The sequence below is a fragment of the Hahella ganghwensis DSM 17046 genome, from assembly GCF_000376785.1.
Classification (GTDB): Bacteria; Pseudomonadota; Gammaproteobacteria; order Pseudomonadales; family Oleiphilaceae; genus Hahella; species Hahella ganghwensis.
In genome coordinates, this window is sequence record NZ_AQXX01000143.1 from 65732 (window position 1) to 89819 (window position 24088).

Here is a 24088-nt window from a genome sequence, read left to right on the forward strand (position 1 = left end):
TTCTCAAAAGTTTTCAATTTGGGAGAAGCTTCACACTATTGCTGTGAGTCAGTCCCTTATTTATACTTGGCGACGCTGCTTGCTCGTTTACACAAAAATACATAAATATAACAAACGGATATGCCCGACTATGGATGTACTGATTCTATTGATGGGTCTCACACTGATTTCGGCTGGCTGGGTGTTGTTATGGGAATTCACCCGGTTTTTGCATTGTGCCTATGCGGTACAGGGCAGAGTCGTTTCTCTGGAGCCAGATTACTCACGTAGCACTCGTCATACCGGCGAGAGACGTTCCTCCTATTATTTCTTTCCAATTATCGAATACTTCTGGGAAGGCGATAAGATTCGCTTTACCTCACTGGATGAAAGCTGTATCAGCGGCTTACAGGTGGGGGACCAGGTCCAGCTGTCCTTTTCCCGTTCCAGACGCAAACACACAAGAATTGGTCGCTTTGCCACCATTATGATTTGCATGATGGCCATGTTGATTGCCGGTGTTGTGTCTGGGGCAGCATTGCTGAGCCAGAGCGTCGATCTTTATCATGTTCTTTTTGCTTCGATCATCCTGGCCATCTGCCTCTTTATCATCGTGTTGTACATGCGCCAGCAGGACGAGACTGCGGTGGATAGTGACAAACATGCCAGACGCTCCGTGTTGAATTGTGTATTCCTTCAGGAACCCACGAACGTCTGTTATTGGAAAAATCTGTTCACCAACCGCAGACAGAGACGTCGTATCGTGATCTCAAAAATGTTCGGCGGCGGATGCCTGGCTTCCGGTCTGTTGCTATTCGTTATGGCCCTGTATGACGGCTACACCAGTTATACAGACCCCAGCCTCGAAGGGTATGCGGCAGAGGCCGCTTATAGTGCTCAAGGCGATGTGAGCTCTCAAGTGTTGATGAGCAATTAAACTTCGGTGAGGATTCGAGTCGAATCTTAAGGCTGGATGCATATTGCGTCACCAGTGATTGGGCTGAAAAACAAAAAGGCGGTTAATTCCGCCTCTTTGTTTTTGAAAAAGTGAATTTATCAAATCACTTTAATGCTTCTCCGGATTGAGTGGTCTCTTGCCCACCTGCCTTTTTCCCTAAACGCCATTGATGCCACTTCGCCAGCCACTCAAGGACGTTTTGAGGTGCATGGGCACGTTTCCACTCGCCGGCGGCGTACTTGTTGGTTTCCGACAGAGTAGGGTAGATGTGGATGGTGCCGAGTATCTTGTTGAGCCCGATACCATGTTTCATGGCGGAAATGTACTCGGTAATCAACTCTCCGGCGTGATAGCCGACAATGGTGGCGCCCAGGACTTTATCCTTGCCGGGTACGGTCAGTACTTTGATAAATCCATGAGCTTCATTGTCCGCTATGGCGCGATCCAGGTCGTCGATGCCAAATTTTGTTACTTCATATTCAATACCCTGCTGACGGGCTTCTTCCTCACTGAGACCAACCCGAGCCACTTCAGGATCGGTAAATGTGGCCCAGGGGATCACGCGGTAGTCTGCTTTGAATTTCTTAAAGCTGCCGAACAGGCTGTTTACTGCCGCGTACCAGGCCTGGTGAGCGGCGGTATGAGTAAACTGATAAGGACCGGCAATATCCCCTGCTGCATAGATATTTGGAGTGGCCGTTTGCAGGTACTCGTTAACCGGTAAGGTGCCATTGGGATTGGGCTTCAGGCCGATGTTTTCCAAGCCGAGCTTATCGGTGTTTGCCTTGCGGCCGACAGCGAGCAGGACTTTGTCAAAATGGATTTCTTTGGTTTGTCCCTCATGCTCGCAGACCAGATAGTCTTTACCATCCTCTGTTTTGCGGAACGCTTTGGCGCTATGACCTACCAGCACTTCCACACCTTCTGAGCGGAAGCGCTCTTCTATGACCGCAGAGACGTCCTCGTCCTCCCTTGGCATTAATCGTGGCGCCATATCCATTTGAATGACTTTGACTCCCAATCTATTGAATGCTTGGGTTAGCTCACAGCCGATAGGTCCACCGCCAAGAATCAACAGGTTCTCAGGCTTTTCGCGAAGCTCCCAGATATTGTCAGAGGTGTAGTAGTCAACCTTCTCCACGCCCGGAATCGGTGGAACAAAAGGACGTGCTCCTGTGGCGATCACAATATTGCGTGTTGTCAGAATTCGATCCCCGACTTTGACTCTGAAGGGATCCAGAATCGTCGCTTCACCTTCTATGCAATCGACGCCCAGAGAGGTGTAGCGTTCAACAGAGTCATGAGGTTCAACCTGTTTAACTACTGATTGCACCCTCTCCATGACGGCACTGAAGTCCACCTCTTTGTTACCGACACTGATGCCGAACTCATTGGCACGGCCCATATAGTGCGCCATCTTGGCTGAGCGGAGCAGAGCTTTGCTGGGAACACAGCCCGTATTCAGACAATCACCGCCCATTTTATGTTTTTCAATCAGTGAAACCTTGGCTTTAACTGCAGCCGCGATATAAGACGTCACCAGTCCGGCAGATCCTGCACCTATCACCACCATATTTCGATCATAGGACGATGGGCGTTGAAAACGGGAAAAAGCCTTGCGTAATTTGATGAAATCCATGATTCGTTTGGCAATGATCGGGAAAATGCCCAGAAGAATAAACGAGCCTATCAGGCCCGGAGAGAGTATTCCGGCGGTCGACTCAATTTGCCCTAGCTGGGTGCCTGCATTCACGTAGACAATGGTGCCGGGCAGCATGCCCAGTTGGCTGACCCAGAAAAACGTACGAGTTTTCAAAGGGGTCAGGCCCATGACTAGATTGATAACAAAAAACGGAAAAAGAGGAACCAGTCTCAGACCAAAAAGATAAAACGCACCTTCTCTTTCAACACCCTTGTTAATTGCCTTGAGCGAATCTCCGAATTTGCCCTGTACCCAGTCTTTCAGTAACAGTCGGGAGACAACAAATGCCGTTGTAGCACCGAGAGTACTGGCGAACGAGACCAATATTGTGCCTTCGAACAGGCCGAACACGGCTCCGCCGATCAAGGTCATGACCGCTGCACCGGGCAGGGATAGCCCAGTTACCAGAACATAGATTACAAAATATAAGGCGGCGGCTTTGAAGGGATTCGCGGCAGTGTAGGATAGGATCTGGTTTCGCTGGGATTCGAAATAGTCGAGACTCAGATACTGGCCGAGGTCGAAGATGAAAAAACTTCCTATCAGCGCTGCGACGATTATCAGCAATCCGGTTTTTTTCTGGTTCATGACATAGTTCCGTAATGTTTAACCGTTAAGTAGTTAAAAGAATCTGACACTTTGTCTTTTTGGTTTTGCAGTTCGATTTTCAGGAGCGTGTCAGTGGTTTCGTTACAGGAATTTATCCCGGCGCCACCAAGCGACTACATAGACAGTGTTTAACTGAGAATAGTTCAATTTTAATCGAGCCGATCTGACAAAGGGGCAGGATAGACAATAAGGCCAGTGAATGTCGATCCTGTTAGTCAAGACTATTCGCATCATGGAAAACAAAGGCTTATCATGAGGTTTTGATTTCCTATTCGAAAGGGTTATTCCGTGACTAACAGTTTTGGCCGCCGCTATCCCACAACCAGAATGCGTCGAATGAGATTTGATGATTTTTCCCGTCGTTTGATGCGTGAAAACACTTTAACCTCCTCCGACCTGATTTACCCGATGTTTATTCTCCCCGGGCAGGGACAGAAGCAGGCGGTTGCTTCCATGCCTGGAGTCGAGCGTGTCAGTGTCGATTTGCTGCTACAGGAGGCAGAAGAACTGGTCAGTCTTGGGATTCCGGCAATTGCGTTGTTCCCGGTGACCCCTCAGGAAGCGAAGTCTGAAGATGCTAGTGAAGCCTATAATCCGAATGGGCTGGCACAGACTGCCGTCAGGGAGTTGAAGAAGCGTTTTCCTGAGCTGGGAGTGATCACGGATGTGGCGCTGGATCCTTTTACCACGCACGGTCAGGACGGTCTGGTGAATGACTCGGGCTATGTCATGAATGATGAGACAGTCGAGGTTCTGGTAAAACAGGCGGTCTCCCATGCTGAAGCCGGTGCGGATGTGGTGGCACCTTCAGATATGATGGACGGGCGTATCGGTGAAATCCGTGGTGCTCTTGAAGAAGCCGGCCTGATCAATACCCGAATCCTGGCCTATTCGGCCAAATATGCTTCTGCGTATTATGGCCCGTTTCGGGATGCTGTCGGTTCTGCTGCGAATCTTGGAAAGAGTAACAAGTCCAACTATCAGATGGATCCGGCCAACTCCGATGAGGCCATGCACGAGATTGCTCTAGACCTTGAGGAAGGTGCCGATATGATTATGGTTAAGCCCGGAATGCCGTATCTTGATATCGTACAGCGGGCGAAGACAACATTTCAGGTGCCGACCTTTGTGTACCAGGTCAGTGGAGAGTATGCCATGCATATGGCTGCTGCCCAGAACGGTTGGCTGGATGAGCACGCGGTGATGATGGAATCACTGGTGTCAATCAAGCGGTCAGGTGCAGATGGTGTTCTGACTTACTTTGCTAAAAATGCGGCCAAGTGGTTAAAAGAAAATAGTTAATGCGTCAGGCCTGCATCAGGCTCTGTGGCGTGCAGATGTTGAATACGTTGGTTCACTTTAAGTTTCAGGAAAGAAAAGATGTCTACATCCTCTCAGGAAGTTAGTGTTACAGAATTGGAAACTCAGGAACCTGTGGTTGAAGAAATTGATCTCGGCAAAAGTGATTACTATTTCAACCGGGAACTCAGCCATCTGCAATTTAACGCCAGAGTACTAAATCAGATTCTCGATGATTCGCATCCACTTTTAATGAGGCTGATGTTCAGCAGCATCTTCAGTAGCAATCTGGATGAATTCTTTGAAATACGGGTTGCAGGCCTCAAACAGCAGATTAAGTACGGCAGGGAAACGGTGGGTGCTGACGGCATGTCTCCCTCCCAGACATTGCAGGCAATCTCCGAACAGACACATCAGTTAGTCTCAGAGCAATACGACCACTTGAATAATCTGCTGATACCTGCCCTGGAGGAAGAGAATATCCATTTCCTGCGGCGTGCAGATTGGAGTGCCCAGCAGAGAGAATGGATTGCCGAGTACTTTGATCGTGAGCTTTTGCCGGTTATCAACCCGATTGGACTGGACCCGAGTCATCCCTTTCCGAGGCTGGTTAACAAGAGTCTGAACTTTATTGTTGAGCTGGATGGCAAAGATGCTTTTGGCCGGGAGACTGGGCTGGCAATCGTGCCGGCGCCGAGATCATTACCTCGTCTGGTGCGGTTGCCTGATGATGTGGGTGGTCCCGGGGATCATCTTGTTTTTCTGTCGTCCATTATTCATGCACATGCGGATGACCTGTTCCCAGGCATGACCGTAAAAGGTCTGTATCAGTTTCGGATTACCCGGAATGCTGACCTGGTGCTGGAAGAAGATGATATGGAAGATTTGGCTCAGGCGCTTCGTGGTGAGCTGCTGAGCCGTCGTTTTGGCGACGCCGTGCGTCTGGAGGTGGCTGATAACACTCCTGAAGAGTTGATCCAGTTCCTGTTGCAGGAATTTGGACTCAATGAATATGAATGCTACCGGGTTGCCGGCCCGGTCAACCTGACCAGGATGACAGAGGTCAACCAGTTGGTGAACCGGCCGGATCTGCACTATCCGGGATTCACACCGGGAATGCCTAAAGAAATGCGGCATAAGGAGAATCTGTTTGAAGTTGTGGCGAAGCAGGATATTTTGTTGCTGCATCCATTTCAGAGTTTTACGCCGGTTATCGATCTTTTGAGGCAGGCCGCAAAAGATCCTAATGTTCTGGCCATCAGGCAGACTTTGTACCGCTCCGGCAGTCAGTCAGAAATTGTTGCTGCCTTGGCCGATGCAGCCCGCCGAGGGAAAGAAGTGACCGCAGTTATTGAGCTCCGCGCCCGCTTTGATGAGGCGGAGAACCTGGAGCTTGCCAGTCGCTTGCAGGAAGCCGGAGTAATCGTTGTGTATGGGGTGGTTGGGTACAAAACCCACAGCAAGATGATTCTGATTGTCCGCAGAGAGGAGTCAGGGCTCAAGCGATATGTTCACCTCGGCACAGGTAATTACCATGCCGGTAATGCCCGTCTCTATACGGATTACAGTTTGCTGACAGCAGACAATGCCCTATGTGAGGATGTGCACAGGATTTTCCAGCAGCTCACTGGTATGGGCAAAGCCTTGAAGATCAAGAAACTGTTTCATGCTCCATTCACACTGCATGACAAGCTTTTGGAATTAATTGCGAAGGAAGCGGAAAATAGTCGCCAGGGTAAAAAAGGCTATATTCTTGCCAAGTTCAATGCGCTTACTGAGCCAAAGGTCATTGAAGCTTTATATAAAGCTTCTCAAGCAGGCGTACAAATCGATCTGATTATTCGCGGGATCTGTTGTCTGCGTCCGGGTATCCCCGGAGTTTCTGAAAACATTCGTGTGGTGTCTGTGGTTGGACGTTTCCTGGAGCATACCCGGGTCTTTTACTTCTACAACGACGGAAAAGGCTCTATATATGCTTCCAGCGCTGACTGGATGGTCCGCAATCTGCTGAATCGGGTGGAAACCTGTTTTCCGATAGAGCATCGTGAGCTGGCTGAGCGAGTTAAGGAAGAGCTGGATTATTATCTCAAAGACAGTGTGAGCAGTTGGGAGCTGCTGCCTGATGGTACTTATTGTCAACGAGAGCCAACGGAAGGGGAAGAGCGTTTCAGCGCTCAGAATCATCTGCTGGCAACACTGGCATCAGGATCCTGACGGCTTAAGCCTGACCAGGCATGAGGTGGCTTGGCTGGGATTTCCTGGTGCACTGTGTTCGTAAACCAAAAGTGAAAGCGGGAGGGAGCCTGCCGACCGGAATAGATGTAAGGCCTGGCAGGCGGGATTACAGGTCGGTGAAGCTGCCATCAGGGCTCGATTAAAGGTTCACCGGTATTCAGGCGCTTGAGTTGACGTTCTCTATCCTGGCTCAGCGTGGTGGCCTTGTCCATTCTCTCGGAATACAGCTCCAGCCAGGTGCGGGATCCTGGTACCATTCGAGCCAGATCATACATGCCTTCTTTCAACCCCTTCAGAAACTCCTGGTAGCTTTCTTCCTGTTGCAACAGCAGGCGCTGGAAGGTCGGGGCGCTACTGTTTTGCAAAGCCGTACGCAATTGAGGAATGGACTCATTCAATGATGCCACTTGAGCCTGGCTTTTCAGCAGCTCGGCTTTTAGTTCTTTGACTTCCGCTCTCAGTTCTATGATCTCACCGGCTGAAGCTGATTCTGCATCACCTTCAAGCGTGCTCAGGATAGCGATGGTGATGGACACACTCAGTGTTACGATGATCAGCACGGCCAACAGTAGTAAAAAAATTCTGTTGGTTGACATGCTTCTTTCCAGGATGCTGATCCTCTGAGACTCAGTCATTTGACCGTCTTCTTCTGGTTCCCTAACCGCCATTACCTTTCCCCACTTTTAATGTTGACCTGCTATCAGGTGCCAAACCTGCCTTAACAGGTTAAGTTTAGACCAGAATGTTGATAACTTGAATGAACCTAATTGGATAACTTGTTAATTCAAGTGAAATTAGAAAGAGTCGCGCTGCTTAATGCAGGGTTGCGATAAGCCATCTATGCAGGAAGAAGTAATGAGAGGGGAAGTGAAAGAGCAATGCCAGGTAAGTCAGCCCAAGTACTGACTTACCTGGCATTCTTTACTTACCTGACATGAATCTGCCAGGTTATCGAATTGTTCAGGCTGCGTTACCTGTGAGTTTACGGTATTTGCCCATTAATTCGTCTTCAGTCTCGACATGAGCAGGATCCAGGGGGATGCAGTCCACTGGACATACCTGCTGACACTGTGGCTCATCGTAGTGGCCGACACATTCTGTACACTTATTGGGATCTATAATATAGATCTCCTCGCCCGGTGAAATTGCTTCGTTCGGGCACTCGGGCTCACAGACGTCACAGTTAATACAGTCGTCCGTAATCATTAATGCCATATATACCTCTTTGATAACCCGGCCATAGACGGCTTCAATTGCAGTATGAAGCCGTAATCAAGGCAATGGAAATGATAAAAACTGGCCCGATTGTATCAAATAACCCGACAGCGGTTCACTAATTGCTCGCGAAAAGGCCTATTTTCCGGTGGCAAATTTTTGATTCAGAGCATCAGCTACCGCCGGTGCCACAAATTGCTTGATATCACCCCCAAGTGAGGCAATTTCACGGATTAGTGTTGAGGAAATGTAGGACAAGTGGTTGGCCGGGGTTAAAAATAGACTTTCGACACCTGATGCCAGTTGCCGATTCATATCGGCCAGCTGAAACTCGTATTCGAAGTCAGAGACGGCTCGCAACCCCCTTAGGATGATATTGGCGTTGTGCTGACGCACGAATTCAGCCAAAAGGATGCTGAATCCCACAATTTTTACATTGGGGAATGGTTTTAATACTTCGCTGGCCAGTTCAACCCGCTCATCCAGCGTAAACAGAGGGTTTTTCCTTGTGCTGGCAGCAATTGCGACAATCACATTGTCAAAAATGCGGGAAGCGCGTGCCACAAGATCCGTGTGACCATTCGTAATGGGGTCGAAAGTACCTGGGTAGATAACCGTATTCATGCCTTGGAATGCCCTTATCAGTTGACATGCTTGCCGGTGACCATCAGCACCGACAAGCGCTAAGGCTACGCAGACTTGAGTTTTTGTGCAAGTTGAGTTGCCTGTCTGGCCGCCATGGCATAGATGCTCAACTGGGGATTGGCCCCAACGCTGGTGGGAAATGTTGAGGCATCAATCACGCTGAGGTTATCGATATGATGGTGCTGTCCGTCGCTGTTAACCACGGAACTGGAAGGATTTTCACCCATGGCACAGCCCCCCATCTGATGCGCGGTAAAAAGACGGCTCTGGAGGATTTTCAATTCTTTATCCTGCATCCACTGTGATGCTTCAGAATAACGATTGAAATAGGGGGAATGGTTATGAAGGAACTTGACTTTCTTTGCTCCGGCGGCAAATTGAACCTCTGCCATCCGCAGATAAGCTTCTTTCAGGCCTCGCCAAAGGTAGTCGGTTACCGGGTAGTCCAGCTCAGGTGTTCCATCGCTGCGAAGTCGCACCTCGCCTCCCGGTGAAGCCTCGTTAAACCCATCGCGTACCAGCGAGAGTACAGCATTGATATGAGGTAGCTGGTGCATGGTATCTGCAAGCTGACGACCGTACTCTCCGATGATTCCTGCAGTAAGCGCGGGGAACATGGGAGGAACCTCCATTTTGAATCCGGCTTCACCGGTAACACCGTCACGCCAATTAAACTGGTCGCTGTAAATGGATTGAGGTGCTCCTTTATATGGCTCTATTCGCTCGGGCATGATGGCCAGAGTGGCGTTGACCGGGTGTAGGAAAGTCCGTTTCCCAATAAGTTTATAGGGATCTGGAGTATTGGAGCGCAGTAGGATGGTTGGGGATCCGATTGCGCTGGCACTCACCACATAGTGACGAGCCCGGATTTCGACCTTGACCGGTAGTGGTTCCTGAGACACTGGGTCTATGGCCTGACACTCCAGTGCCTGAGTTGATGTGCCCTGATATTGCAGGTGATTGGCTCGGAGGTTGTAGAATAAGCTGGCTCCGCGGCTTAATGCCCCGGGAACTGTGGTCACGAGCATGGATTGTTTGGCATTGGTAGGACAGCCCATTCCACAGTAACCAATGTTCCAGCACCCGCGAACATTTCGTGGGATCACATGCCAGCTCCAACCGAGTCGCTGGCACCCGGACTGCAGAACCTGATTGTTTGGGTTGGGCGGTACCGTCCAGGGTTTGATTCCCAGTCGTCGTTCGCGATCATCAAACCATGGTGCCATGGATTCCGGGGTGAATCCTTTCAGCCCCAGGCTGCTCCAATGTTTCAAGGTTTCATCGGGTGTACGAAAGCTCGAAGTCCAGTTAACCGTCGTGGAGCCACCGACCGTTCGTCCTTGCATGATGGCAATACCACCATCGGCAGTGACTCGGCTCATGCCCTCCTGGTAGAGTTTTGGGTAGGCCTCCAACTCATCCATTTTGAATTCTTTCAGAGAGTTCAGCGCGCCTTCTTCCACCATCACGACGTTTAGGCCCGCGTTCGCCAGTATTTCTGCAGTGGTGCCGCCACCGGCGCCTGTTCCCACGACAACCACATCAGTCTCAATGATCTGATCTTTGACCAGTCGGGTGGCATCCACAGTCGTCCAGCCTGCGCCGGACTCAGTAGTATAGATATCCTCAATGCTCATCCGGCAATCTCCTGCGACTTGAATTGTGGTAGAGCCGCCTTGATTTCTTTGGGGGGGCCGGGATAACCCGATTCCTCCCAATGCTCCGGTTCACCGTAGTAGGTAAACGCCGCCAGTTGTGCCAAGACGTTGTAACCCTGATTGAAGACCTGGAAGCGGCTGTTTTTCCATGCATCAAGAAACTGCCGTATATCGGAGTGTGTGGCATTGGGCCAAGGCTGCCAGATACCTGTGGTCAATCCTCTGGTAAAAGTGATGGATAACAGATTGAAAAGGTCAGACACTTTTTCCCGGTTAGCGGGGCTGAAGTGGCGCAAGCCCTGATCTATCCGGGAGATATGAAGGCTGACTTCATCTGTGCTGGGTGAATCGCCGGTATCAGTCACAATCATCACCGTAATGATCGCCTGCCAGATTTGGGCTGAATCCTCGTCGAGAAAGTGAAAATGGGTATCCTGAAGTGGTTTATCTGGCCTTCGGGCAGAGGTTGCGCAGCCGCTTAAGTAGGCAGTACTGGCTGTAACTGCAAAAGGGGTGAGTAACGACAGGCGCAGGAATTGCCGCCGGGAGTGGGTCGTTTTTGTCATGACCTTTCCAAAATTATTGTTATTCTCTTGTTGCCTCCAGTTCCTCAAATTGCACCTAAGGAGACTGAAGGCCGACAGGTTATTATTTTATTAGCAGGCTGCTGTTACCTTTTAAGTTATTGTTACTTTATAAATAGTTTGTATACGAGGTGGTGCAGCAGAGTACCATGAGGCGGGAAGATAATTTTTCCACTATGGAACCGCTGCTTGGTGTGAACTCCTTTTGCATTGGAGAACGTCAGAAAGCCTTCCTTACCATGGTAGTGCCCCATCCCGGATTCGCCCACGCCGCCGAATGGCATATCATCCTGAGCGAAATGTACGAGGGTGTCATTGATGCAAACACCACCGGCGTGTGTCCTCTCCAACAACCTTTTCTGTTCGGATTTTCGGTAGCCGAAATAATACAGGGCCAGTGGTCGTGGCCGGTTATTAATATAGGTAACAGCTTCATCAACATTCTTGTATGGGATCACAGGTAATAGAGGGCCAAATATCTCTTCCTGCAATACCTTCATTTCCGGTGTGGCATCGAGAATGATATGAACCGGTAGCTTGCGGGTGCCTCGATTAAAGCTCTCATTACCTGGGTTGATTTCGATGATGCGAGCCCCTTTCTGTTCGGCATCGGCCAGATAACCTTTCAGCCGCTGAAGCTGTCGCTCATTGATCACAGCGGTGTAATCCTGATTATCCTTCAAAGTGGGATACATGTTCTGAAATTTACCGATAAATGCATCCACAAAGGCATCAATTTTGTGTTCCGGACATAAAACATAGTCCGGGGCAATACAGGTTTGCCCGGCATTAAAGGCCTTCCCGAAAGCGATTCTTTCCGCTGCATCGGCAATAGGGACATCCTCTGCGACAACCGCAGGGGATTTGCCGCCCAATTCAAGAGTTACCGGGGTCAGATTTTCAGCCGCGGCTTTCATGACCATTCGGCCTACCGCTGTAGAGCCGGTAAATAACAAATGATCAAAAGGTTGTTTTGAAAATTCGGCGGCAACATCAGCTTCTCCACTGATGACAGTCACCAGATCCTCTGTAAATGTAGTAGAGAGGATTTCCCGCAATAGTTCTGAAGTGCGTGGGGTGAACTCTGACATCTTGATCATCGCACGATTGCCCGCTGCCAAGGCAGCAACCAGAGGGCCTATCGCCAGATTGACCGGATAGTTCCAGGGAACAATGATGCCGATAACGCCTAGTGGCTGATAATGAATGGCATTATCTGCGGGCAGAAAAAGTAGCCCTACATGGCGTTTTGCGGGCTTCATCCACTGCTTCATGTGCTTCAGGGCATAATTGATAGCCTGGATGGATGGCATTAGTTCAGCGAGCAGGGTTTCGTCTCTGGATCGATTGGAGAAGTCCTCATTCAAAGCATCAATGATCCGTTCCTGATTATTCAGCAGCGCTTTCTTGAGGCGTAGCAACCACTCACGGCGGGTTTCAAAGCCGGGATTGGGGTTGTGGTCGAAGGCTTTCTTTTGAGCCTGGAAAGCGCGGTTTAGTTTCTGAATCTCTTTCTTGCTCTCGGTAATCGTGAGTACATCCGCAACCATGGGTTCCTCCTGACGCCACGAGCCGTCCTCGTGGAAGGCTTTGTTATTGTTTTCGATGATCATTTGTACAGACTCGAGCCAGTTGACTCCGTTAATGGTCTGCTGCGAAGACGATATCTGCAAAGTCTCTTGCATCGTGTGAGATATTTTTAGAGTATATACTCTAAGTGTCAAGTGCTCGCTTTATGATCAGTGCAATAAACTGATGCGTTACGCAATTTGTACTAACAAAAACCAGTGCGAATAAAAATCAGAGTGCATGAAGAAAACTTGACTGCATGAAGAAGAACGAGCGAAAAGCCTAATTTTAATAAACACCATGACCGGTGAATGGAATGTTCCGGTCAGCTTGGTTGGTGGTGGGGTAAAATAATCAATGAACACGAGAGAGCGAATTATTCTCGCGAGCCTGGATCTGTTTAATGAGAAGGGAGAGCGCAATGTGACCACAAATCATATAGCGGCAGATCTGGGGATATCACCGGGGAACCTTTACTATCATTTCCGGAATAAGACCGACATTATTTACGAAATATTCCTGCAATATCAGTTATTGGTCGATCATTATCTGCAAATACCGGACGAACGTCCTTTGACAGTGGGGGATCAGTTCGAATATCTCGAAGCGGTGTTTGATGGCTTGTGGAGTTACCGTTTTTTCCACCGGGATCTCGAACACTACCTGGATTCAGACCCAAGGTTGCAGGAGGATTACCGCCGCTTCACGGTCCGTTGTGTCGATAGTATCAGCAAAATATTGTTGTCACTTGAAAGGTCTGGAATTCTGAATCCATTGGGGGATGCTGTCCGTCGTACTTTTCCACTGAATGTCTGGCTTTTAGTGACCAGTTGGATGTCATTTCTGAAAACGGCTGTAGGGCAGGATGTTCACCTCATACGTAAGGAATCACTCAAGCATGGGATATATCAGGTAATCAGCCTTGAGTTGCCATTTCTGCATCCGGACTATTACGATGAAGTGGTAAGGGCGCAGGAGGCTTTTAAGCCAGTGTTGCTTGAGTCATTGTCTCAATGACTTCCTGAATCAAATTGAAGAAGGCTGCTGTGGGTCTGAAAGCGTTCTATGGATCTGAAATGCTTTCAGCTCCATAGATTTGATTTGTATCAGGATGAAGACTGTGACTCCATGTCAGAATCCCCGCCGATAAAATACTGGTCCATGTATTCACGAACGTCATCGATACCTGTTTTGGTATGAGCGGAAAATAGCTGCACATCAATCGGTGTTGTCCATTTGCCCAGGTCGCCGGCGACCTTGTGCAGAGTGTTTTTGGCTGCACCGAACTTCAGTTTGTCTGATTTGGTGAGCAGCACGAGCACTGGTAGTTCTCGGGCTTCACACCAGTCGAGCATGCTGCAGTCAAACTCGCTTAGAGGATGTCTGATATCCATTACCAGAATCAGGGCAGCGAGCGTCTTACGGCGTTCAAGGTATTGCTGCATATGTCGTTGCCACTTTTCCTGCATGGTTCGAGGAACTTTGGCGTAGCCATAACCCGGAAGATCCACCAGGCGACACTGATCTTTATTTAACGTGAAAAAGTTGATGAGCTGTGTACGGCCGGGAGTTTTCGAGGTTCTGGCCAGTTTGCTGTTCTGGGTGATTGTATTGAGGGCGCTGGACTTACCGGCATTTGAGCGGCCGGCAAAGGCGATTTCAACGCCTTCGTCAGGCGGGCAGTGATGAAGTTGCTCCGCACTGAGGAGAAATCGGGCGCTCTGGTAGGATACTGCGCGTTTTTGGCCAGTTGGCTGGGGTTTATTCATAGGAAGAAATGACTGTGTTTATTCGTTCATGTTTGAAGTGATTTATGTATAATACCAGACCGTTTTAAGGGCGTCGGCAAATAAACCATTATTTTGTCGACAGGATGTGAATATAAAGGTCAGTTTATCGGAGTTGTGGGTAAGCTGATACTGAGAGAATTAACTAGAATCAACTGGTAGCTGACGGGGTCAAATGATGAGAGTGTTTGTAACTGGTTTGGTGCTTGCTTTGGGACTGGCTGGCCTGGCTCACGCTGAGGGAGACCCCAAGGCTGGACAGAGTAAAACGGCTGTATGCGCCGGCTGTCACGGAGCTGATGGTAACAGTGCTGTGCCAAATTTTCCCAAATTGGCCGGACAAGGTGAAAAATACCTTATCAAACAGATTAAAGATATCAAGAATGGCGATCGCCCAGTTGTAGAGATGACTGGTATGACTGAAGGGTTGTCAGATCAAGATATCGCGGATATTGCAGCTTATTTTGCTTCGCAGCCAGCAACCGTTGGCAAGGCTGATCCTGAATTGGTTAAAGCGGGTGAGAAGCTATACCGTGCCGGTAATATGGCGAAGGGTATTCCTGCTTGTACAGGATGTCACAACCCCGCAGGTGCTGGTAATGCTCCGGCAGGCTTCCCCAAGCTGGGTGGTCAGCATGGTCAGTACATTGAAGCTCAGTTGAAGAAATTCCGCTCAGGCGAGCGTAGCAATGATGGCGACAGTCGGATGATGCGTGACATCGCTGCCAATATGAGTGATGCAGAAATCAAAGCGTTGGCAAGCTATATCTCCGGGCTTTACTGAAGTTGTATATTTAGAAATCAGCATCGGATGAAGAAAGTTTAACGATGTTGCAAAATTGTAAAAAAGGCGGCTTGTCCGCCTTTTTTTATGGAAAAACAGAAGGTTATGGATAGGTGTGAGTTGTTTGTTGGGTCTGCTAAAAGGTAGTGGTGCTGGATATTCGGCGATGTTCAGGTAAATTATCACGCCTGAGAATCAGATAATTAAAACGGTGGATTGGAGAATTGTATGCGTAAGTCACTACCATTGGTGATGTGGATGGTTTTAGTGTGTCTGGGGTTTGTTGCCCAGGGCGCTATGGCTGAAGAATTTGTTGATGGTAAGGACTATCAGTCATTGCCATCCCAGGTGCCTGTCAGAGACAGTTCCAAGATTGAGGTCGTTGAGTTGTTCTGGTACGGCTGTCCTCATTGTTACAAGTTTGATCCATTGGTAAGCAAGTGGGAACATCAATTGCCTGAAGACGTTGACTTCTGGCAGAGCCCGGCTGCTTTTAATCGTACCTGGAAGCTGCACGCACAGACTTTTTATGCAGCTGAGGCTTTAGGGGTAAGCGATGAGATGCATCAGCCGTTGTTTGATGCGTTGGCCGGTCAACACAAGCCTCTGAACTCGGAAGACTCCATGGCCAAATTCTTTGCGCAATATGGCATCGAGGAAGAAAAGTTCAGGAAGGCCTATAATTCATTTAGTGTGAAATCCAAAGTCCAGCAGGCAGTCTCGCGTGGCGCCAGTTACAGGGTGAGTGGTGTGCCGGTGTTGATCGTAAATGGTAAGTATCGAATAGAGCCGGGCCAGGCGGGTAGTTTTGAAAGGATGCTCAAAATCGCTGATTTTCTTGTTGAAAAGGAGAGAGCTGCCCAAGGTTCCTAAAGCTGTCAGTAAGCGGGGGAGTAGAGTTTGTATCATCGTGTGCGCGAAAAATTCGGTTCCTTGTTAACAAGAAGGTCCCCCGTCATACAGGGGGATATGGATGCCGCGGAGGAATTTCCGCATCACAGCCATATCCGCCTGTTAAGCTTCAATATTCAGGTGGGTATTTCCACCGCGTCCTATCGCCACTATCTAACACGTAGCTGGCAACATGTTCTTCCAACTCAAAATCGAAGCCGTAACCTTGATCGGATTGCTGCCTTGCTGCGGCAGTACGACGTTGTCGCCCTGCAAGAGTGTGATGGCGGAAGTATTCGTAGTGGGTTTGTGAATCAGGTTGAGTATCTTGCTGAAAAGAGTGGGCATCCGTACTGGTATCAGCAGCTTAACCGTAATCTTGGAAAGCTGGCCCAGCACAGTAATGGATTGCTAAGCAGGTATCGCCCATTATCTGTCGCCGAATATCGGTTGCCGGGGCTGATTCCTGGACGTGGGGCGATTATTTCCACCTATGGCCATCCTTCCAATCCTCTTGTGCTTGTCATGATGCATCTTTCTTTGAGTGAAAAGGCGCAGTGTCAGCAATTGGAGCATATATGTGAGCTGATTGATGGTTATGAGCATGTGGTGTTGATGGGGGATCTCAATAATCACGCTGAGCAGTTGTTGAGTTCAACTCCGTTGGGCAGATCTGGTCTGGTGTCTTTGCCGGACAGAGTGAATACATTTCCCAGCTGGCGTCCAGAGCGTTCGCTGGATCACATTCTCGTTAGCCCTTCTCTTCAGGTCAGAAATGCTGGTGTGGTGTGCTTTCCGGTTTCTGATCATCTCCCGATCGCAGTCGATGTTGCTCTACCTTCGGATTATCGTGATCAATGCACGAATAAGGTCAGTGCTGCATCCTGAGTTGGCAAGACCAATCGTAATATTTCGGCAATAAAAAACCCGGCTTGTGCCGGGTTTTTTGAAGCCTATCAAATAAATGGATTATTTGATTTTTGCTTCTTTGTAGTTCACGTGCTTGCGAACGACGGGATCAAATTTCTTGATCTCCATTTTTTCAGGCATGGTACGCTTGTTTTTGGTCGTGGTGTAGAAGTGACCAGTACCAGCTGAAGAAACCAATCTAATCTTCTCGCGCATATCTTAGCTCCTTACACCTTGATGCCGCGTGCACGGATATCGGTCAGTACCTGATCGATACCTTTTTTGTCGATAATCCGCATACCTTTGGTAGACACACGCAATTTAACAAAGCGCTTCTCGCTCTCAACCCAGAAACGATGAGTTTGCAGGTTGGGAAGAAAACGGCGCTTGGTTTTGTTGTTTGCGTGAGACACATTATTTCCGGTTATAGGACCTTTGCCTGTAACCTGACAAACTCTAGACATTTGACTCGCCTCCAACCAAACGTTGGTACTTGTGAACCTTCAGGGTTTTTTGCTGAAGACAGCCAAACCCACTGATTCGTTACTACTGAAATCATAATTTCCGGGCGATCCTTGCTGCTTCACCCAGACCCGTAAAAAAGAGCACGACTTTATACCAGAAAACCTATGTTGACGCAAAAATAATCTAATATATTTCGCATATTTTAAGGCGGGGCTTTCGAAGTGGGCGAAAATTGAGCTATATCCATCCCCTTTCAGCAAAGGATACCACTTCATCGTCACCCACCACAAAGTGGTCCAGCACCCGAACATCCAGCAGTTTAAGTGCTTTGACTAGAGTGTCGGTCAGCTCTCTGTCTGTCAGGCTGGGTTCGGCGACACCGGAAGGGTGATTGTGAACAAAGATAACAGCGGCAGCATTGTACTTCATTATCTGACGGATTACCTCACGTGGATAGACACTAGCGCTGTTGATGGTACCCCGGAATAGCTTTTCAAAACTGATGACACGATGCTGATTATCCAGGAATAGTGTGGCAAAGACTTCATATGGATAATGCCTAAGCTGACTGCGGAGATAGTCCCGTGTTAAATCCGGGCTGGTCAGGGCTGTTTCCCGGCTTAGTGTTTCTTTCAGATAACGCCTTGTCAGCTCCGTGACTGCTTGAAGCTGGGCAAATTTCGCTTCGCCAAGCCCTGGTACGGCACAAAAATCACGTTTCTCTGCGTCAAGGAGGTGTCGCAGTCCGCCAAAGTGCTGAAGAACGTCACGAGACAGATCGACTGCGCTTTTGCCTGGCGTACCTGTGCGTAAAAAGATCGCCAGAAGTTCTGTGTCAGTAAGATGATTGGCCCCCGAAGCGAGGAGTTTTTCGCGGGGGCGGTCGGCGACCGGCCAGTCGGTAATTGCCATAGGAAGTTCCTTTTCCAGTTGGGATTCAACAGTATTCCTTTACAGTACAGCGAGCATTGCGATATTAGTGGCACGGTTTGTGCCAAGTGCAATATCTGCACGCAGATGCTATCTTAGCCGCAGTTCAATCTCAGGTAAAAGCGAATTTTATGGCAAGTGGTGCAGAGTTAGCAGGCAAGCGTATTGTCCTGGTCGTAACCGGTGGTATTGCTGCATATAAAAGCGCCGAACTCACCCGGCTCCTGATCAAGCAAGGGGCGGAGGTTCAGGTGGTTATGACGGAAGGTGCAAAGGCTTTTATCACCCCCATGACATTCCAGGCATTGTCTGGAAAACCAGTCAGAGACAGTCTTCTCGATCCGGCGGCAGAGATGGGAATGGGGCACATAGAGCTGGCCAGATGGGGGGATGTGATATTGGTTGCCCCTGCCACCGCAGATGCCATTGCCAAAGTGACCGCGGGATTGGCCGATGATCTTTTCAGCACCATTGTTCTGGCTCGGCGCTGTCCCCTGATCATTGCTCCTGCGATGAATCAGGCAATGTGGGCCAATCCGGTGACTCAGGCGAATGTAACCCGGCTGCAACAGCTTGATCCTTCCATTCTTGTTTGGGGGCCGGATGAAGGCGACCAGGCTTGCGGAGACGTTGGTCCTGGGCGCATGGTGGAGCCCTTGGTTCTCTGTGAGTCGCTAGTGGCGCATTTTTGCGTAGATAAACCTTTGTCAGGAAAGCGAGTCGTCGTGACGGCGGGCCCCACGCGAGAGCGTATTGACCCGGTTCGCTACATCAGCAACGATAGCTCTGGGAAAATGGGGTATTCGTTGGCAAAGGCTTTTTCCGATGTTGGGGCTGAAGTTGTTCTGGTTAGTGGACCTGTGGCGATTCCTGTGCCACAGGGCGTGAAAGTTTCCCAGGTTGAAAGTGCAGAGGAGATGAGGCTTTCCTCTCTGCAGGCGTTGGAAGAAGGCTGCGATATCTTTGTGGCGACAGCAGCAGTCGCAGACTATCGACCTGCCACGGCGGCTGATCAGAAAGTGAAAAAGTCGGCGGATAGTATGACGATTGAACTGGTCAGAAATCCTGACATCCTAAGTGAGATCGCCGGTCTTAAGAATCCTCCATATTGCGTTGGCTTTGCTGCCGAAACTCAGGACGTTGTGGCTTATGCACAACAGAAACTGGCAAGAAAGAAACTTAAAATGGTGATTGCTAACGATGTGTCTCGAAGCGATATTGGCTTTAACAGCGATCACAATGCCGTTACTTTGATTACGAATGAAAATGTAGAGACATTGCCACGCCTATCTAAGCCAGCGTTGGCAGATGTGCTGGTGAAGCATATTATTGCCGGTTATCAAAAAGCATTGTGATAACTCCGCTGCAGCCCTGTTTCTGAATGGCGCTGGGCGGATTCAATTCAATTTTAGTATAGGAAAACCCAATCTATGACCAAGCCGTTACAGGTGAAATTACTGGATCCGCGTCTGGGTAATGACATTCCTCTTCCAAAATATGCTACAGACGGTTCTGCGGGCTTGGATATGCGCGCCTGCATTAAAGAACCATTAACCCTGAAACCAGGGGATTCGGTCCTTATACCGACTGGTATGGCGATTCACCTCGATGATCCTGGCTTGGCGGCTGTTTTATTGCCCCGCTCCGGCTTGGGGCATAAACATGGTATTGTGTTGGGTAATTTAGTGGGGCTCATCGATTCCGATTATCAGGGAGAGGTCATGGTGTCCTGCTGGAATCGGGGACAGGACGAATTCACTATAGAAATTGGTGAACGTATTGCGCAGATGGTGATAGTGCCGGTCGTGCAGGTTGGATTTGAAATTGTTCAGGAGTTTACCGACTCAGAACGTGGTGCAGGCGGTTTTGGTTCAACAGGAACGGCCTGATAAACGGCTTTAGACAAGGTTGGTCAGAGTGGCCTTCGACTAATGGCTATTAGCTGATCTACAAAAAAATGTGAGCCGGTTCGCATCCTGCCTGGAGTGCATGCTGAATTTGACTAGAATGAAGTATGGGGTAGGGGTGTGACAGTCTTAGTGAGCATAGGAATGCCTGAAAGTTTTAGAGCACACGTCGAATCTCAACGTCCTCTGGATAAAGCTCCAAAATTCTTATCCTCGTGACCTGAAAAGAATTCAACAACGGGAATCAAAGAGAATATTTCCAGCATGAAATTGGAAAAGAAAAAAAAGGCCAAGCCTGATGATCAGGGGCCGGATAAAACGGCTGTTAAAAATAAAACGAAAACCGGTTTGAAATCGCCCGCTTTTTACACGCAGATAGCTGCCGTTTTTGGCGCTATTGCCGTTTTGGTTGCTGCTGCCGTTCTGTACGCGACAACCATTGTGCCAGCACAAATCAGTCTTGAGAGGGAGAGAAACTCTGCGTCATTGCAGGCACTGGCGGCGGTATTCAGTCAAAAACTCCAGCAAGTTCAAACGATGGTCAGCCATTATGCTGAAAATATCCCCACGGAGACTCTGCTGTCATCTGAAAACCTCGGAAGTAATGAATACCGTGCCATGAAGGCAATGCCCGGCGCCATGAGGGTGGTTATTTCTGCGACAGGAAGAGCTTCAAGAGATGATCGAAAACCTTTGCCTGTAAGCTTTGCCAGTCTGGATTTGGTTCGATCTGTTGAGCAAAGCGGAAAAGGAAGGCTGGAAGCGTTTGTGCTGGATAATCGTTGGTATATTCAGGTGGTGATGCCTGTATTGGCAAAAGATAAAACAGTGGCTGGTACGATATTGGTGATGCTTGATGCCAATACTTTGGCTCCTGACTGGAAGACGCTACCTGAAGGCGGGGTTCAGTTAATGCAGACCGTGTCTGGCAAGCCTCAGGTGGTGATATCCAGAGGCGAGCAAGGAAAAGATGCATTGAATCAGGACACCGCCCTGGGTAACTGGGAAGTATCTTATTCGCCCTCGTCAAGCCAGGAGCCTCTGGTTGACTTGATGATGTTCTGGATTATTGCCGGAGTTGGTGCGGTATTGGGGGCAATTCTGTCGGCTCTTGCCATGACCTTGTTTATTAAGCCGCTCAGGAAGGACGTAGGACAGGTTTCCGGTTTTGTCGTCGCCAGCTTTCAGGGTGAGAAACCCACAGTGCCGAGAATTAAACTCGATGTTCTTCACTCTATGGTTGTGCTCGTCGAACAGGCCAGGAAAAAACAGAAGCCGGTGGCTGCGCCAGCGTCCAAGCCAGCTGTTGGCTCTAAGCCTCCGACAAAACCGGCAAAAACAGAAAGCGCGAAACCGGCGCCTGCAAAAGAATCAGAAGAACTGGGTGATGCTGAGCCTTTATTTCAGGGAGATAGCCTTGATATAGATATGCTCGGAGATGATGAGGATCTTCTGGGGTTGAATGACGATGATCTGAATGTCAACGAGGAAGGTGTGGGGGTCAGTGAGACCGCCATGGTGGATGTTGACGCGGAAATTTTCAGGGCTTATGACATCCGTGGCATCGTTGACCAAAATCTGACTCCCCAGGTCATGATGGAGATTGGCCGGGCGTACGGGAGTGAAGCTGTTCAAAAAGGGGTGGACAGAGTATGTGTTGGTTATGACGGACGTGAATCGAGTCCAGTCCTCGCCAAAGCGCTGATAAAAGGAATCACCTCAACCGGTGTCGAGGTGATTAATGTGGGCATGGTTCCCACGCCTGTGCTTTATTTTGCTACCCATCACTTTAAGACCGGTTCTGGAGCCATGGTGACAGGAAGCCATAATCCCGCGAACTATAACGGTATCAAACTGATGTTGGCTGGCGATACACTGGCACAGGAGGATATTCAGGCTCTGCTGCGTCGTATTCGTACCCAGAATTATGTGCGGAGCCAGGCTGGCGTCAGTGAAACCGATATCAAGTCGGAGTACATAAACGCGGTAGTTGGTGATATTGCCGTGGCTGCGCCATTGAAGGTCGTTATCGACGCCGGTAATGGTGTGGCCGGTGACATCGCTCCCAAATTGGTGGAAGAGCTTGGATGTGATGTGGTTCCCCTCTACTGTGATGTTGACAGTCAGTTCCCCAATCATCATCCCGATCCTGGTAAGCCTGCAAATCTTCAGGACCTTATTGCCAAAGTTAAGGAAGTCGGGGCGGATATTGGTATCGCATTTGATGGTGATGGTGACAGAATTGGAGTTGTTACCGGTCAAGGCAAGATCATTTGGCCTGACAGGTTGCTAATGTTGTTTGCCAAGGATGTCGTATCCCGAAATCCGGGGGCGGATGTAATATTTGACGTTAAGTGCAGTCGTCGTCTTAATGGACTGATTTCCAGTGTGGGAGGGCGTCCGGTGATGTGGAAAACCGGCCACTCCCTGATTAAAGCTAAGATGAAGGAAACGGGTGCCTTATTGGCAGGGGAAATGAGTGGCCATATCTTTTTCAAAGAGCGGTGGCTTGGTTTCGATGACGGCCTTTACAGTATGGCCAGACTCCTGGAGATACTCGGCATTGATGACCGTAACGCCGATGAGATGTTTGAAGAGTTTCCTGAGGATGTCAGCACACCTGAACTCAATGTTGAAGTCGGTGAGGCTGCCAAGTTCCGGATTATGGAAATGCTTTCGCAACGGGCTAACTGGGGAGATGCAAATGTTTCCGGGATCGATGGAATAAGGGTGGAATATTCAGACGGCTGGGGACTTTGTCGAGCATCCAACACTACGCCGGTTCTGGTTTTACGGTTCGAGGCTGAAACAGAGGATGCATTGGCGCGTATTCAAAGAACATTCAAAACCCAGTTACAAGCGATAGATTCCTCATTGAAGCTCCCGTTCTGAGCTTAAGGCTATACCGGAAAACATTGTATATTCAGAAATTGGTGAGACAACAGATAATCTGTTAGAGACCTACATCTCCGGATGTATGTGGAAAGAAGGATAGGAGACGTTTCCGAAATGCTAGATCGCGAGAATGCCATGCAGGTGGCATCAGTTTTGAGTAAAGCGTTGCCGTACATTCAGCGGTTTGCCGGCAAGACGATAGTCATCAAGTATGGCGGCAATGCCATGACCGACGAAACGTTGAAGAACAGCTTTGCCCGGGACGTGGTATTGATGAAGCTGGTGGGAATTAACCCCATTGTGGTTCATGGTGGTGGTCCGCAGATTGGAGATCTATTGGCCCGGTTGAATATCAAGTCTGAGTTTGTCAACGGTATGCGGGTGACGGACAGTGAAACCATGGATGTTGTTGAAATGGTGTTGGGAGGGTTGGTCAATAAGGATATCGTTTCACTGATCAATCGAAATGGTGGTAAAGCTATCGGTCTGACAGGAAAAGATGCTGCTTTCATCAAGGCCCGTAAACTTGAAGTAACGCGGGCCAGCCCTGAAATGCAGAAAACAGAGATCATTGATATCGGCCATGTCGGTGAGGTCAGCAGTATTCGGCGAGATGTAATTACCATGCTGACCGACAGTGATTGTATTCCTGTCATTGCACCTATTGGAGTGGATGACTCTGGCGCTTCCTATAACATCAACGCTGACCTGGTGGCGGGAAAAGTGGCGGAAGAGTTACAGGCGGAAAAGCTGATGTTACTAACCAATATTGCTGGCCTCATGGATAAAGAGGGTAAGGTGCTGACCGGTTTGAGTACTGCCCAGGTGGACGCGCTGATAGATGACGGCACTATCCATGGTGGCATGCTGCCTAAAATTGATTGTGCTTTGAATGCAGTGAAAGGTGGCGTTAATAGCGCTCACATTATTGATGGTCGTGTACCTCATGCCACTCTGTTGGAAATATTTACTGATGAAGGGGTGGGGACACTCATTACCCGTAAAGGTGTGGAAAAGGCATAGCCCTCCATGAACAAGAGTTGGACCATGGAATATGCTTTACAGCA

22 protein-coding genes are annotated in these 24088 nt (G+C 49.1%); 11 read left to right on the plus strand and 11 right to left on the minus strand.

What is annotated here, in order from left to right:
* The first annotated feature begins 130 nt into the window (after nt 1-130).
* Nucleotides 131-916, plus strand: coding sequence for a DUF3592 domain-containing protein (locus tag F566_RS0129365; protein WP_020410634.1), 786 nt, complete (start codon nt 131-133; stop codon nt 914-916).
* Nucleotides 917-1040: 124 nt separating this feature from the next.
* Here the strand turns inward: F566_RS0129365 and lpdA are convergent, their stop codons facing one another.
* A complete protein-coding gene (gene lpdA / locus F566_RS0129370) occupies nt 1041-3227 on the minus strand; it encodes a dihydrolipoyl dehydrogenase (protein WP_020410635.1) in 2187 nt (728 codons plus the stop codon).
* Nucleotides 3228-3536: 309 nt separating this feature from the next.
* Between lpdA and hemB the strand changes: the two genes are divergently transcribed.
* Both hemB and ppk1 read left to right on the plus strand, forming a co-directional pair.
* Nucleotides 3537-4550: a porphobilinogen synthase gene (gene hemB / locus F566_RS0129375; protein WP_026180407.1), complete on the plus strand. Its 1014-nt coding sequence runs from the start codon at nt 3537-3539 to the stop codon at nt 4548-4550.
* A 78-nt stretch (nt 4551-4628) separates the two neighbouring features.
* The gene (ppk1, locus tag F566_RS0129380; protein WP_020410637.1) at nt 4629-6761 is read left to right on the plus strand and encodes a polyphosphate kinase 1; all 2133 of its coding nucleotides are present in this window, start codon (nt 4629-4631) and stop codon (nt 6759-6761) included.
* Nucleotides 6762-6910: 149 nt separating this feature from the next.
* Here the strand turns inward: ppk1 and F566_RS0129385 are convergent, their stop codons facing one another.
* The 6 genes from F566_RS0129385 to F566_RS0129410 all read right to left on the minus strand — a co-directional run bounded on the left by F566_RS0129385 (nt 6911) and on the right by F566_RS0129410 (nt 12569).
* Complete coding sequence (locus F566_RS0129385) at nt 6911-7450, minus strand: hypothetical protein (RefSeq protein ID WP_020410638.1); 540 nt, start codon at nt 7448-7450, stop codon at nt 6911-6913.
* Nucleotides 7451-7742: 292 nt separating this feature from the next.
* Nucleotides 7743-7997 carry a YfhL family 4Fe-4S dicluster ferredoxin gene (locus F566_RS0129390; RefSeq protein WP_020410639.1) on the minus strand — a complete coding sequence of 85 codons (255 nt, stop codon included), beginning with the start codon at nt 7995-7997 and terminating at the stop codon, nt 7743-7745.
* 138 nt (nt 7998-8135) lie between these two features.
* Entirely contained in the window at nt 8136-8621 is a 486-nt protein-coding gene (gene coaD, locus F566_RS0129395; protein WP_020410640.1) for a pantetheine-phosphate adenylyltransferase, read from the minus strand.
* Nucleotides 8622-8686: 65 nt separating this feature from the next.
* Entirely contained in the window at nt 8687-10279 is a 1593-nt protein-coding gene (locus tag F566_RS0129400) for a GMC family oxidoreductase (protein WP_020410641.1), read from the minus strand.
* Nucleotides 10276-10866 (minus strand): hypothetical protein, encoded by a 591-nt coding sequence (locus F566_RS35920; protein ID WP_020410642.1) that lies wholly within the window; start codon nt 10864-10866, stop codon nt 10276-10278. The genes F566_RS0129400 and F566_RS35920 overlap by 4 nt, the downstream gene beginning before the upstream one ends.
* A gap of 122 nt (nt 10867-10988) precedes the next feature.
* Nucleotides 10989-12569, minus strand: a complete 1581-nt coding sequence (locus F566_RS0129410; RefSeq protein ID WP_342662580.1) for a coniferyl aldehyde dehydrogenase — start codon at nt 12567-12569, stop codon at nt 10989-10991.
* 241 nt (nt 12570-12810) lie between these two features.
* On the opposite strand from F566_RS0129410, the gene F566_RS0129415 reads away from it, so the two are divergent.
* Nucleotides 12811-13470: a TetR/AcrR family transcriptional regulator gene (locus tag F566_RS0129415; protein ID WP_020410644.1), complete on the plus strand. Its 660-nt coding sequence runs from the start codon at nt 12811-12813 to the stop codon at nt 13468-13470.
* A gap of 89 nt (nt 13471-13559) precedes the next feature.
* On the opposite strand, the gene yihA is transcribed toward F566_RS0129415, so the two are convergent.
* Nucleotides 13560-14222: a ribosome biogenesis GTP-binding protein YihA/YsxC gene (gene yihA / locus F566_RS0129420; RefSeq protein ID WP_020410645.1), complete on the minus strand. Its 663-nt coding sequence runs from the start codon at nt 14220-14222 to the stop codon at nt 13560-13562.
* A gap of 196 nt (nt 14223-14418) precedes the next feature.
* Between yihA and F566_RS0129425 the strand changes: the two genes are divergently transcribed.
* The 3 genes from F566_RS0129425 (at nt 14419) to F566_RS0129435 (ending at nt 16803) form a co-directional block, all read left to right on the plus strand.
* Entirely contained in the window at nt 14419-15024 is a 606-nt protein-coding gene (locus F566_RS0129425) for a c-type cytochrome (RefSeq protein WP_020410646.1), read from the plus strand.
* 228 nt (nt 15025-15252) lie between these two features.
* Entirely contained in the window at nt 15253-15897 is a 645-nt protein-coding gene (locus F566_RS0129430) for a thiol:disulfide interchange protein DsbA/DsbL (RefSeq protein ID WP_020410647.1), read from the plus strand.
* A gap of 96 nt (nt 15898-15993) precedes the next feature.
* The gene (locus F566_RS0129435; protein ID WP_020410648.1) at nt 15994-16803 is read left to right on the plus strand and encodes an endonuclease/exonuclease/phosphatase family protein; all 810 of its coding nucleotides are present in this window, start codon (nt 15994-15996) and stop codon (nt 16801-16803) included.
* 81 nt (nt 16804-16884) lie between these two features.
* Here the strand turns inward: F566_RS0129435 and rpmG are convergent, their stop codons facing one another.
* The 3 genes from rpmG to radC all read right to left on the minus strand — a co-directional run bounded on the left by rpmG (nt 16885) and on the right by radC (nt 18201).
* Nucleotides 16885-17040, minus strand: coding sequence for a 50S ribosomal protein L33 (rpmG, locus tag F566_RS0129440; protein ID WP_020410649.1), 156 nt, complete (start codon nt 17038-17040; stop codon nt 16885-16887).
* A gap of 11 nt (nt 17041-17051) precedes the next feature.
* The gene (gene rpmB, locus F566_RS0129445; protein ID WP_020410650.1) at nt 17052-17288 is read right to left on the minus strand and encodes a 50S ribosomal protein L28; all 237 of its coding nucleotides are present in this window, start codon (nt 17286-17288) and stop codon (nt 17052-17054) included.
* A gap of 238 nt (nt 17289-17526) precedes the next feature.
* Complete coding sequence (gene radC, locus F566_RS0129450; protein ID WP_020410651.1) at nt 17527-18201, minus strand: RadC family protein; 675 nt, start codon at nt 18199-18201, stop codon at nt 17527-17529.
* A 149-nt stretch (nt 18202-18350) separates the two neighbouring features.
* On the opposite strand from radC, the gene coaBC reads away from it, so the two are divergent.
* From coaBC to argB, 4 genes are all read left to right on the plus strand, one after another.
* A complete protein-coding gene (gene coaBC / locus F566_RS0129455; protein WP_020410652.1) occupies nt 18351-19574 on the plus strand; it encodes a bifunctional phosphopantothenoylcysteine decarboxylase/phosphopantothenate--cysteine ligase CoaBC in 1224 nt (407 codons plus the stop codon).
* 75 nt (nt 19575-19649) lie between these two features.
* A complete protein-coding gene (dut, locus tag F566_RS0129460) occupies nt 19650-20108 on the plus strand; it encodes a dUTP diphosphatase (RefSeq protein WP_020410653.1) in 459 nt (152 codons plus the stop codon).
* Between the two features lie 282 nt (nt 20109-20390).
* Nucleotides 20391-23018, plus strand: a complete 2628-nt coding sequence (locus F566_RS38005) for a phosphomannomutase/phosphoglucomutase (RefSeq protein ID WP_020410654.1) — start codon at nt 20391-20393, stop codon at nt 23016-23018.
* 117 nt (nt 23019-23135) lie between these two features.
* Complete coding sequence (argB, locus tag F566_RS0129470; protein WP_020410655.1) at nt 23136-24044, plus strand: acetylglutamate kinase; 909 nt, start codon at nt 23136-23138, stop codon at nt 24042-24044.
* The last annotated feature ends 44 nt before the right edge of the window (nt 24045-24088 follow it).